At 57.9% G+C, this 11,617-nt stretch carries 11 protein-coding genes; 7 read left to right on the forward strand and 4 right to left on the reverse strand.

Annotated elements, in window-relative coordinates; all coding sequences use genetic code 11:
* Nucleotides 1–171: 171 nt before the first annotated feature.
* A complete protein-coding gene (locus tag ACLD9W_RS10940; RefSeq protein WP_410842049.1) occupies nucleotides 172–1,650 on the reverse strand; it encodes an aldehyde dehydrogenase family protein in 1,479 nt (492 codons plus the stop codon).
* 396 nt (nucleotides 1,651–2,046) lie between these two features.
* On the opposite strand from ACLD9W_RS10940, the gene guaD reads away from it, so the two are divergent.
* Both guaD and ACLD9W_RS10950 read left to right on the forward strand, forming a co-directional pair.
* The gene (gene guaD, locus ACLD9W_RS10945; RefSeq protein ID WP_410842050.1) at nucleotides 2,047–3,318 is read left to right on the forward strand and encodes a guanine deaminase; all 1,272 of its coding nucleotides are present in this window, start codon (nucleotides 2,047–2,049) and stop codon (nucleotides 3,316–3,318) included.
* Nucleotides 3,319–3,437: 119 nt separating this feature from the next.
* Nucleotides 3,438–4,586: an MFS transporter gene (locus tag ACLD9W_RS10950; protein WP_410842051.1), complete on the forward strand. Its 1,149-nt coding sequence runs from the start codon at nucleotides 3,438–3,440 to the stop codon at nucleotides 4,584–4,586.
* 172 nt (nucleotides 4,587–4,758) lie between these two features.
* On the opposite strand, the gene pdxH is transcribed toward ACLD9W_RS10950, so the two are convergent.
* Together pdxH and ACLD9W_RS10960 are read right to left on the reverse strand one after the other, a co-directional pair.
* Entirely contained in the window at nucleotides 4,759–5,391 is a 633-nt protein-coding gene (gene pdxH, locus ACLD9W_RS10955; protein ID WP_410842052.1) for a pyridoxamine 5'-phosphate oxidase, read from the reverse strand.
* 96 nt (nucleotides 5,392–5,487) lie between these two features.
* Nucleotides 5,488–6,291, reverse strand: coding sequence for an outer membrane protein assembly factor BamD (locus tag ACLD9W_RS10960; protein WP_009427198.1), 804 nt, complete (start codon nucleotides 6,289–6,291; stop codon nucleotides 5,488–5,490).
* On the opposite strand from ACLD9W_RS10960, the gene rluD reads away from it, so the two are divergent.
* Nucleotides 6,290–7,408 (forward strand): 23S rRNA pseudouridine(1911/1915/1917) synthase RluD, encoded by a 1,119-nt coding sequence (rluD, locus tag ACLD9W_RS10965; protein WP_410842053.1) that lies wholly within the window; start codon nucleotides 6,290–6,292, stop codon nucleotides 7,406–7,408. The genes ACLD9W_RS10960 and rluD overlap by 2 nt on opposite strands.
* A 71-nt stretch (nucleotides 7,409–7,479) precedes the next feature.
* Here rluD and ACLD9W_RS10970 read toward each other — a convergent pair whose 3' ends face one another.
* Entirely contained in the window at nucleotides 7,480–8,043 is a 564-nt protein-coding gene (locus ACLD9W_RS10970) for a YceI family protein (RefSeq protein WP_410842054.1), read from the reverse strand.
* 189 nt (nucleotides 8,044–8,232) lie between these two features.
* Between ACLD9W_RS10970 and ACLD9W_RS10975 the strand changes: the two genes are divergently transcribed.
* From ACLD9W_RS10975 to ACLD9W_RS10990, 4 genes are all read left to right on the forward strand, one after another.
* A complete protein-coding gene (locus tag ACLD9W_RS10975; protein ID WP_009425194.1) occupies nucleotides 8,233–8,505 on the forward strand; it encodes an accessory factor UbiK family protein in 273 nt (90 codons plus the stop codon).
* Between the two features lie 141 nt (nucleotides 8,506–8,646).
* The gene (locus ACLD9W_RS10980) at nucleotides 8,647–9,666 is read left to right on the forward strand and encodes an ABC transporter substrate-binding protein (protein WP_410842055.1); all 1,020 of its coding nucleotides are present in this window, start codon (nucleotides 8,647–8,649) and stop codon (nucleotides 9,664–9,666) included.
* An 82-nt stretch (nucleotides 9,667–9,748) separates the two neighbouring features.
* Nucleotides 9,749–10,657 (forward strand): ABC transporter permease, encoded by a 909-nt coding sequence (locus ACLD9W_RS10985; RefSeq protein ID WP_410842056.1) that lies wholly within the window; start codon nucleotides 9,749–9,751, stop codon nucleotides 10,655–10,657.
* Entirely contained in the window at nucleotides 10,654–11,448 is a 795-nt protein-coding gene (locus ACLD9W_RS10990) for an ABC transporter ATP-binding protein (RefSeq protein WP_410842057.1), read from the forward strand. The genes ACLD9W_RS10985 and ACLD9W_RS10990 overlap by 4 nt, the downstream gene beginning before the upstream one ends.
* The last annotated feature ends 169 nt before the right edge of the window (nucleotides 11,449–11,617 follow it).

The following is an 11,617-nucleotide window of genomic DNA, read 5'->3' on the forward strand; positions in this document are numbered from 1 at the left end:
GAAGCGGTCGATGTGTTTGGCAATCATGGCTTGTGCGGTTTGCTGGAAGAAGGTACTCATGGAAAATCCCCTAAATGTCTTGGTGGGAATTTAGGGGATTTTGCAAAGGTCTCTGGCCGTCTAAAACAGCGTTCAGACGGCCTTTGTGCTACGCGGCGTTTACCTCACGGATCAGTACATACCTTCGCGTTCTTCGCGGGTGCTGATGTAGATGTTTTTCACCTGGGTGTAGGCGGCGAGCATCATTTTGTGGGTTTCGCGGCCGATGCCGGAGGTTTTGTAGCCGCCAAACGGCGCGCCTGCGGGTAGGCGGTTGTAACAGTTGATCCACACGCGGCCGGTTTCCAGTGCATTGGAGACGCGCAGGCAGCGGTTGATGTCTTTACTCCACACCGCGCCGCCCAAGCCGTATTCGCTGTCGTTGGCCATGGCGATAACTTCTTCTTCGGTTTTGAATTTGATAACCGTAGCTACCGGGCCGAAGATTTCTTCCTGTGCGACGCGGCCTCTGTTGTCGGGTGCTTCGATCAGGGTCGGTTCGAGGAACTCGCCGTTGCCCAGCGTGCCTTCGACTTTTTTGCCGCCGGTGATGATGCGGCAGCCTTCCTGTTCGCCGATTTTGACGTATTTCAAAATGGTTTCAAGCTGGCCTGCGCTGACCTGTGCGCCCATTTGCGTGTCGTCTTCCCACGGCAGGCCGACTTTGACTTTTTTGAATTCTTCGGCCAGCGCGGCAACGAATTTATCGTAAATGCCTTCCTGTACGAAGATGCGCGAACCGGCGCAGCAGACTTGGCCTTGGTTGAACAGGATGCCTTTTTGCGCGCCTTCGAGGGCTTTGTCGAAGGGCATGTCGTCGAAGAAGATGTTGGCGGATTTGCCGCCGAGTTCGAGCGTGGCGGGAATCAGCATTTCGGCGGCGGCGATGCCGATGTGGCGGCCGATTTCGGTGGAGCCGGTGAAGGCCAGTTTGTTGAAGCCTTTGTGGTGCAGCATGTATTCGCCGGATTTGCTGCCGCGTCCGGTGATGATGTTCAGCACGCCTTTGGGCAGCAGGTGGTTGATTTTTTGGGCGAACGACAGCAGGCTCAGCGAGGTGCTGGAAGAGGGGTGGATGACGATGGTGCAGCCTGCGGCCAGCGCGGGGGCGATTTTCCAGGCGGCCATCAAGAAGGGGAAGTTCCACGGGATGATTTGGCCGACCACGCCGATGGGTTCGCGCAATACGATGGACAAATCTTCCTGGTCGATTTGGTTGCAGGTGCCTTCTTCGCCGCGAATCACGCCGGCAAAGTAGCGGAAGTGGTCGGCGGCCAGCGGGATGTCGGCGGCGCGGGTTTCGCGGATGGGTTTGCCGTTGTCGAGCGTTTCCTGCAAGGCGAAGAGTTCGGTGTTTTCGTCAATCACGTCGGCGATTTTGTTCAGAATCACGGCGCGTTCGGCGGCGGTGGTTTTGCGCCAGGTTTTGAACGCCTGCTGCGCGGCGGACACGGCGGCATCGACGTCGGCGTCGGTTGCGTCGGTGAATTTGGCCAGCAGTTCGCCGTTGGCGGGGTTGTAGGATTCCAAAAGCGCACCGGGCTTCGTCCATTCGCCGTTGATCAGCAATCCGTATTCTTTGTCAAACACATTCAGGTTTTTGGCAGTCATAAAACTATCTCCTCAAATGACTGAGTTTAGGAAAAAAGCCGTGCCGGTAATGTCCGGCAAACGCAGGATAGCCCTTTTCTTTTTTTATTTCAATCTGAAATGAGAGCCGGTATTGACGGCTGCCGCACTATTTGACTTTTGTCAATAAATGTAAACGAAATCTCTATATTAATATCAGATTATTTTTGAATTATTTATTTTCTTGGAATAAATTTTTCTAATTTATATTTGATTTATATGTAAAAATAAAATAAATCATGAAAGTAACTGTTTGTTTCGGCAGTAAACACATGGTATTTTCCTTCTTGTATATATTACATTATTAATAGCATGGTTAAATCACACAAATTGGTTTGTGTAAATAAATAGAAGTGTAAATTTTAGTAGGAGAATGTTATGAGTATAAAAACAGCGATACGTGGTGCGATGCTTTCTTTTCGCAAAGACCCGTTTTTTCACGATATGGACGATTGTCTGGTTTATGAATCCGATGCCGTGGTGGTGATGGAAAACGGGAAGATTGTCAAAACGGGGGCGGCAGATAAGATTTTGCCCGAGCTGGACGGTGTGCCCGTCAAAAGATATGCGGACAGCCTGATTATTCCCGGCTTTATCGACTGTCATGTCCACTATCCGCAAACGGAAATCATCGCGGCCTATGGAGAACAGCTAATCGAATGGCTGAACAACTATACGTTTGTCGCCGAGCAGGGCTTTAAAAACAAAGAACATGCCGACGAAGTGGCGGAAGTGTTCCTGCGCGAGCAGGTGCGCAACGGCGTGACTTCGTCAACCGTTTACTGCACCGTTTTTCCGCAGTCGGTCGATGCGGTTTTTGAAGCGGCGGCGAAATACGATATGCGGATTATGGCGGGCAAAGTGTGCATGGACAGAAACGCTCCCGCCGCCCTGTTGGACACGCCGCAGCGTGCCTACGAATCCAAAGCGCTGATCAGCAGATGGCACGGCAAAGGCCGCGCGGAATATGTCATTACGCCGCGTTTCGTGCCCACTTCGACACCCGAACAAATGGAAATGATCGGCGCGTTGGCGCAGGAAAATCCCGATATGCTGATTCAGTCGCACGTTTCCGAAAATGTCAACGAAGTCGCGTGGGTAAAAGAATTGTGCCCCGAAGCGAAAGACTACACCGACGCCTATGCCCGCTACGGCCTGATGCGCCGCCGCGCTATCTACGGCCACGGCATCCATCTGACCGACCGCGAGTTGGGCGTGTTCAACGAAACGGGTGCATCGGTGGCGCACTGTCCGACCTCCAACTTCTTTTTGGGATCGGGCTGTCTGAACGTGAAAAAACTGAAAACCGAACAACGCCCCGTCCATGTCGGTCTGGCAACAGATTTGGGCGCGGGTACCAGCTTTTCCATTCTGCAAACCATGAACGAAGCCTACAAAGCCGCTCAGATGAACGGCACGCCGTACAGCTCGCTGCACAGCTTTTATCTTGCCGGACGCGGCACGGCCGAAGCCTTGGGGCTGGCCGGCAAAATCGGCAGCATCGAGCCGGGCATGGAAGCGGATTTGGCGGTTATCAACCTAAAATCGACACCGATCATCGAATACCGCATGCGCTACGCGAAGAGCTTAGAAGAAGTGCTGTTCATCCAAATGACCTTGGCCGACGACCGCGCCATTGCTGCGACCTAATATCGCGGGCAAAGAAGTTTACAGTGTATAATTGATAGTAGAATCAAATAAGTACGCAAACAAACAATAAAACCTACGAACTCGGCGGCGCCCGCGCCTGGACGGTTTGGACAATCGCCGTGATTTTCGTCGTGTGGCTGTTCAACGTGCAGACCGGCTACGCCATCGTCAACAACAGCGTGGCGAAAACGCTGAACCTCAGCATCGACCAAGTCGGACTAATTGCCGCCACCTACACATGGGTGTTCGCCGTCGCCCAACTCTTCTCCGGCGCGCTCTTGGACAAATTGGGCAGCCGCAAAGTGCTGATACCCGCCATCGGATTGGTGATTTTGGGCGTATTCCTGTTTGCCTTCGCCCAAAGTTTTGAAATGCTGCTGCTCTCGCAAGTGGTGCTGGCGCTGGGCTCGTGTGCCGGATTCGTCGGCGCGGGCGTATGGTTCGGCATGGCCAAATTCGGCATCATGTTCGGCCTTGTGCAACTCGTGGCCGCCCTCTCGTCCGCCTTTGGCCAAACCGCCTTCGACTTTGCACTCAGCCGTTGGGAATGGCGTGCCATCATTACCGGCTTCGGTGTATTCGGCGTTCTTCTGCTGATTGCCGCCGTGATGTTTGTCCACAACCCATCCGAAGTGGAGGGCGAAAAATCCGGCGCGGGCGAGTTCATCGCCTCCGTCTTCCGCTCTATCCTCGAAGTATTGAAAAAAGAACAGATTTGGGCGATCAGCATCCAAGGCGCCATCGTATTCGGCATGATTCTGGCGCTCGGCGTCGTCTGGGGGCCGAAACTGCTGATGGCGCACGGCCTCGAAGTCGGCACCGCCAACCACGCCACCGCCTGCCTGTGGCTGGGACTGGCGGCCGGCAGTCCGCTGATCAACAAAATCTCCAACGCGCTCAAATCGCGCAAATGGCCGATAGCCGTCACCACGCTGGTACAGGTTTTGTCGCTGCTGTGCGTCATTTACCTGCCGATGTCGGGAGACGTGGCTATGGTTTTGTATTTCATCTTCGGCTTCTGCAACGCCGGCCATATGCTCAACTTCACCGCCGCAGGCGACAACGTTCCACAACACCTGATCGGTACATCCGCCTCCATCGTCAACGGCTCGATGTTTGTCGCGGGCGGCCTGCTGATGGGTCTGCCGGGCAAATTGCTCGCCGGCACGCAGGAAACCCTGGCCGACTACCAGCACGCCATGCTGCTGACCGTTGCCGCCTTGGCTGCCGCCCTGCTGTGGATTAAAGAGAGCTTCCCGAAAGAATAAAACCGGCTTTTCAGACGGCCTGCCGCCAACGGCAGGCCGTTTTCCGTGCACAGGCTGCCACCGTCAAACAGACAGACCGGCGCCTTAAACCTTTTGCGGGCCGTCTGAAAGCGGTTTTTCCCTTTTCAGACGGCCTCGGTATGCGTGAGGCCGTCTGAAAGGCCGTCTGAAACTACGGCGCGAGGCGCTCTTTGAGCCACAGGCCGTCTGAAAGGCGGTAGCGGATGCGGTCGTGTAGGCGGCTGGGGCGTCCCTGCCAAAACTCGATGCGGTCGGGAATGACGAGGAAGCCGCCCCAGTGCGGCGGGCGGGGGACGTTGAGCGGGTGTTTGAGGCCGACGGCGGCGGCGCGTCTGACAAGGACGTTTTTGTCGGCAATGACGCTGCTCTGTTCGCTCGCCCACGCGCCGATGCGGCTGGCGTAGGGGCGGGAGGCGAAGTATTCGTCGGAGGCTGCTTCGGAGAGTTTTTCGACGCGCCCTTCGATGCGTACCTGCCGTTCAAGTTCCGGCCAGAAGAAGGTGAGGGCGGCGAAGGGGCGAGCGGCGAGGGCACGGCCTTTGCGGCTGTGGTAATTCGTGAAGAAGACGAAGCCCTGCGGGTTGACTTCTTTGAGCAGCACCATGCGGCTTTGCGGGCGGCCGTCTTCGCCGACGGTGGCAACGTTGACGGCGGTGGGCTCGTTGACTTGCGCCCTGACGGCTTCGTCCAGCCATTTTTCAAACTGGGCGACGGGGCTGTCGGTGCAGTCTTGTTCGGAAAGCTGCTGCTTGCTGTAGTCTTCACGGATGTGGCGCAGATCCATTTGGTTTCTCGCTTTGCTGTTGGGGAGGGGGATTGTAATAGGCAGACAGGCCGTCTGAAAGGTTTTCAGACGGCCTGTTGTGTTGTGTAAAGCCCGTTATTTCCAATAACGCCACCAGGGGGCGTCGTTGTCTTTCCACGAGCGGGTGAGATAGGGACTTTGCGGGAAGTTTTTTTCCAAGATGCGGCGGGTGTCGTCGGCAAGCTGTGGGCGCTCCATTTTGCGGTAGGAGAGTTCCATCACGGCCAGCGCTTCTTCGACATAGCGGGTGTTTTGGAAACCGGTGACGATGTTCTGCGCCCGGTTGGCGGCGGCGAGATAGGCACCGCGTTTGGCGTAGTAGCGGGCGACGGCCATTTCGTTGCCGGCCAGCGCGTCTACCAGCTTGGTCATGCGTTTGGTGGCGTCTTCGACGTATTTGCTCTGCGGATAGCGGCGAACCAGCTCGGCAAAGGCCTGATAGGCTTCGCGGTTGGCTTTGGGATCGCGGTCGGACCAGTCCTGCGCGGCGAGTTTGTTGAGGAAGGATTGGTCTTCGTTAAACAGAATCAGCCCTTTGAGATAAAGGGCGTAGTCCATGTTCGGATGCTGCGGGTGCAGCTTTTGGAAGCGTTCCACGGCGGCGAGCGCTTTTTCCCGCTCTTCGTCCTTGTAATAGGCATAGGCCGTGTCAAGCTGCGCCTGCTGCGCGTAACGGCCTTGTGGGAAGCGGGATTCGAGCAGTTCATATAACTTGACGGCACGCGTATAATTGTTGCTGTTCAACTCGTCTTGCGCTTCGGCGTACAGTTTTTCCACCGACCAGTCTTGGGTGATTTGCGCGTCTTTGTCGCTTGTGCCTTTGCTTGCGCAGCCGGACAGCGCCGCACCCAGCAACGCTACTAAAAGAATTTTTTTCATGCAGAACTCTTCATTTGAAAATGGCGGCGATTATAACGACGATTTTGAGTTTGGTGCAGCCCCTGCCGCCGAAACTTGTCTGAATTTAACCGTGCCGCTCGATTTGGCCGGGCTGCGTCTCGACGCCGCCTTAGCCAAGCTGCTGCCCGACTACTCGCGCTCGCGCCTGGCCGACTGGATTAAAGAAGGTGCGGTGTCGGTGGACGGCAAACCCGCCAAGCCCAAAGACAAGCTGATAGGCGGCGAGAAACTGGCCGTACAGGTGCAGGAAAGCAACGAAACGCTGGCCTTCACGCCCGAGCCCATGGATTTGGACATCGTGTACGAAGACGACAGCGTAATCGTGCTGAACAAACCTGCCGGACTCGTCGTCCACCCCGCCGCGGGCAACTGGTCGGGTACGCTGCTCAACGGCCTCTTGGCGCACTGCCCTGCCTTGCAGAACGTGCCACGTGCGGGCATCGTCCACCGTCTCGACAAAGATACCAGCGGCCTGATGGTCGTTGCCAAAACCCTGAGCGCGCAAAACCACCTGGTGAAGCAGATGCAGGAGCGCACGGTCAAACGCGTCTACCGCGCCGTGGCCGACGGCATCGTGCCCTTCGATGGCAAAATCGAAACCCAAATCGGCCGCGACCCGCACAACCGCGTCAAAATGGCCGTGGTGAAATTCGGCGGCAAAGAAGCCGTCACCCACGTGAAAGTGCTCGAACGCTATCGGGCGCACAGCTATATAGAATGCCAACTGGAAACCGGCCGCACCCACCAAATCCGCGTCCACATGCGCGAAGCAAACCATCCGCTCTCGGGCGACCCCGTCTACGGCAACCCGCGCCACGCCTGCTCCGACACCGTCAAAAGCACCGTGCGCCAACTGGGCAGACAGGCGTTGCACGCCTACCGCCTCAGCTTCGTCCACCCGCAAAGCGGCGAAACCGTGCATTTTGAAGCGCCGCTGTCCGCCGACATCTACCACCTGCTGTCCGTCCTGCGCCTCGAAAGCGGCATGGATTCCTCCCTCAGCCACGAAGAAGAATGGCAGGAACGCTTTGCCGACGAAGACGATGATTGGAACGAAGACGACTACGACGTCGAAACCATCTACGTGCGCGACTGAATCCGCAGCAAACGCAAACAGGCCGTCTGAAAACGTTCAGACGGCCTGTTTGGCATTCTTTTTCAGACGGCCTATTTCTTCACCGCCTCAATCTGGATGTTCAGCTTCACGTTTTTCGTCATACCGGCGGACACCAGATAATCCATGCCCCATTGCGTGCGGTCGATCAGGGCGGTGAAATCGCCGCCGCACACTTCGGTTTTCTTCATCGGGTTGACATAGCAGTTGAATTTCGTCGCTTTCAGCGTGACCGGAAGGGTTTTGCCCAGCATGGTGAGTTTGCCCTGCACGGCGGCGACTTTTTTGCCGTTGAAGACGAATTTGTCCGACACGAAACGCATTTCCGGATATTTTTCCGCGTTAAACAGGTCGGCCGATTTCAGATGTTTGGTGAACGCCGCGCTGCTCGATTGCAGGTTGGCGAGCGGCATCACGGTTTCCACCGAGCCGGTTTTCTTGGCCGCGTCAAATTCGACTTTGCCGCTCACTTCGTAAATGCCGCCGACATTGCTGCTGGTGCCGAAATGGTCGATTTCGAAACGGGCGTTGGTGTGGAAGGGGTCGATTTCGTATTGTGCGGCAGAAGCTGCGGCGGCCGCGGCGGCCAATACAGAAACAAACAGGATTTTTTTCATCGTTTTCTCCTTGATAACGGGTGTTAAAGGGAGACCGATTGTAGCAAGTTTCGGCGGCGGCGGACGTTTCCCGTCAGGAAAGACAGCCTTTTTGCAAAAGAAACACCGCCGTGCCGCAACTTTTCAGACGGCCTCTTTCCCGCTACAATCGCCCGCCTTACCATCGTTCAGCCATTAAAGGAAGCAGCCATGTTCGGTTCGAAAATCCTCGAAGAAGTCTCCGCCAAAATCAGCGCCACCATCGCCGAAAGCCCGGCCAAAGACGTGGAAAAAAACGTCAAAGCCATGCTCGGCAGCGCGTTCAACAAAATGGATCTGGTGACGCGTGAAGAGTTCGACATCCAGCAGCAGGTGCTGATCAAAACCCGCACAAAACTGGCCGAACTGGAAGCGCGTCTGGCCAAGCTGGAAGCGCCGCAGGAAAATGCGGCGCAAGCGGAAGAGGGCGCGGAGGCCGTCTGAAAGCGGAGTGTCAACGAAGTATCAAACAGGCCGTCTGAAAACGCCGATTTGCGTTTTCAGACGGCCTTATGCCGCGCTGACAAAAACTTACAAAAAAACGCTATAATCGCGCCTTTTCACACGCATGGAATCCCTGTCGTCATGACCGCCAAAACTGCCTTCCTGTCCGCCATCCCCGCCGCGCTTGTTGCCGCTGTGCTGGCCGCCTGCTCGCCCGCCGAACAAAATGCTTCTCCTGCCGACGGTGCGTCTGCGCCTGCGGCGGCAGAGACGAAAAAAGTTTCCGTCACCGCCATTGCCGACCATCCCGCCCTCGACACCATCCGCGCGGGCGTGATCGACGGCCTGAAAACCGAAGGCTTCGAAGAAGGCAGAAACCTCGTTATCGACTTCCAAAGTGCGCAGGGCAGCACCGCCAACGCCGCGCAGATTGCGAAAAAATTCGCCGGTGACCAGCCCGACGCCATCGTCGCCATTACCACCCCCAGCGCGCAGGCCGCCGCAGCCGCCACCAAAACCGTTCCCGTCATTTTCACCGCCGTCACCGACCCCGTTGCCGCCAAACTCATCGCCAACTTCGAGCCTTCGGGCAGCAACATCGTCGGTGTGTCCGACGAATTGCCCGTCGGCCCGCAAATCGACCTGATGAAACAGCTCGTGCCCAATCTGAAAACCATCGGTTACGTTTACAGCCCCGGCGAAGTCAACTCCGTCACCGTGCTCGAACGCCTGAAAGCCAAAGCGGCCGAACAGGGTCTGCAAGTGGCCGAAGCGCCCGCCGCCCGCTCCGCCGACGTGATCACCGCCGCCCGCAGCTTGGGCGGCAAGGCCGACGTGATTTTCACCTCGCTCGACAACAACGTCGTCTCCGCCTACGAATCCATGTACAAAGCCTCCGTCGAAATGAAAATCCCGCTGGTGGCCTCCGACGCCGACTCTGTCACACGCGGCGCCGTCGCTGCGCTCGGCATGGACTCCTTCGGCACGGGGCAGCAGGCGGGCAGACTTGCCGCCGCCGTGCTCAAAGGCAAAAAACCGGGCGATCTGCCCTCGGAAAAACTCGACAGTCTCGAACTCTATCTCAGCAAAAAACACGCCGCCGCGCTGGGCATCGCCCTGCCCGAAGCGCTGCTGAAAACGGCAAAAGAAGTGAAAGAATAAGCGTCACGCGTTTTCAGACGCCCTTCCACACACAGAGGCCGTCTGAAAACATCGGGCACAAGCGCGAAAGAACCGACAAACCATGAGCCTGATAGCCTTCTTTGGCGGCATCGAAACCGGCCTGATTTACGCCCTGGTCGCCCTCGGCGTGCTGATTTCGTTCAGCATCCTCGATTTCCCCGACCTCACCGCCGACAGCAGCTTCCCGCTGGGCGCCATCGTGTTCGCCGTGTCCGTCGGCGCGGGCGTCAACCCCTGGATTGCCTGCCTGTTCGCCGCCTTGGCGGGCGCGGCGGCGGGTGCGGCCACCGCCTGGCTGCACGTCGGCCTGAAAATCCTGCCGCTGCTCGCGGGCATCTTGGTGATGGTCGCCCTCTATTCTGTCAACCTGCGCATCGCGGGCGGTTCGCCCAACCTGCCGCTTATCGACAGCCCCAGCGTCTTTTCCCCCTTTGTCGCCGCCGATTTTTCCAACCAATATTGGGTGCAGCCTCTCGTCGTCGCCGCTTTCGTACTGGCGGCCAAGCTGCTGCTCGACTGGTTTTTCAACACCAAAACCGGCCTCGCCGTACGCGCCACCGGCGTCAACGAACGCATGGCGCGCGCCCAGGGCGTCAACACCGGCAAAATGATCATCCTCGGCATGGCGCTCTCCAACGCCCTCGTCGCCCTCGGCGGTGCCCTGTTCGCGCAAACCAGCGGCAGCGCCGACATCACCAGCGGCATCGGCACCATCGTGATCGGCCTGGCCGCCGTTATCATCGGACAAAACCTGCTGCCCGCCAAACGCATCGTCTTCGTCACCCTCGCCGCCGTGATCGGCGCCGTCGTCTACCGTCTTCTCATCGCCTTTGCCTTGGGTAACGACGCCCTGCAAAACCTCGGCGTGCGCCCCACCGACCTCAACCTCATCACTGCCGTTCTCGTCGTTGCCGCCCTGCAAATCCCCTCGCTCAAAGGCCGTCTGAAAAAAAGGAAACCCGCCCCATGATGCGCGCCGAGAACCTCAAAGTCACCTTCAACGCCGGCACGCCGATGGCCAATCCCGCCATGCGCGGCATGAGCCTGCACATCGGAGAAGGCGAGTTTGTCACCGTTATCGGCAGCAACGGCGCGGGTAAATCCACCCTGCTCAACGCCGTCAGCGGCGACATCGCCGTCGACAGCGGCAGCATCGCTATCGACGGCCGCGACGTCACCCGCGAGCCTGCCCACAAACGCGCCCACCTTGTCGCCCGCGTCTTCCAAGACCCGCTCGCCGGCACCTGCGAAGCCCTCAGCATCGAAGAAAACATGGCGCTGGCCTACGCGCGCGGCGGCAAACGCGGCCTCGGTTTCGCCCTCAACCGGCAAAACCGCGAACTTTTCCGCGAAAAACTCGCCATGCTCAAACTCGGTCTGGAAAACCGCCTCACCGACCGCATTGGCCTGCTCTCCGGCGGCCAGCGCCAGGCCGTCAGCCTGCTGATGGCCAGCCTGCGCCCGAGCAAAATCCTGCTGCTCGACGAGCACACCGCCGCCCTCGACCCGAAAACCGCCGCCTTCGTGCTCGAACTCACCGAAAAAATCATCGCCGAAAACCGCCTCACCGCCATGATGGTCACCCACTCCATGCGCCAGGCGCTCGACCACGGCAGCCGCACCGTCATGCTGCACCGGGGCAGGGTGGTGCTGGACGTCGGCGGCAGCGAACGCGAGGGCATGGACGTTGCCGACCTGCTCGCCCTGTTCGAGCAGACGCGCGGCGAACAGATCGCCGACGACAGCCTGCTGCTCGACTGATACCGCCAAAGGCCGTCTGAAAAACGCCGCTTCGACAGAAGCGGCGTTTTTCAGACGGCCACAATCTTTCAGACGGCCACAATCTTTCAGACGGCCACAATCTTTCAGACGGCCACAATCTTTCAGACGGCCACAATCTTTCAGACGGCCACAATCTTTCAGACGGCCA

The sequence above is a fragment of the Neisseria sp. WLZKY-1 genome (genome assembly GCF_046546535.1).
Taxonomy (GTDB): domain Bacteria; phylum Pseudomonadota; class Gammaproteobacteria; order Burkholderiales; family Neisseriaceae; genus Neisseria.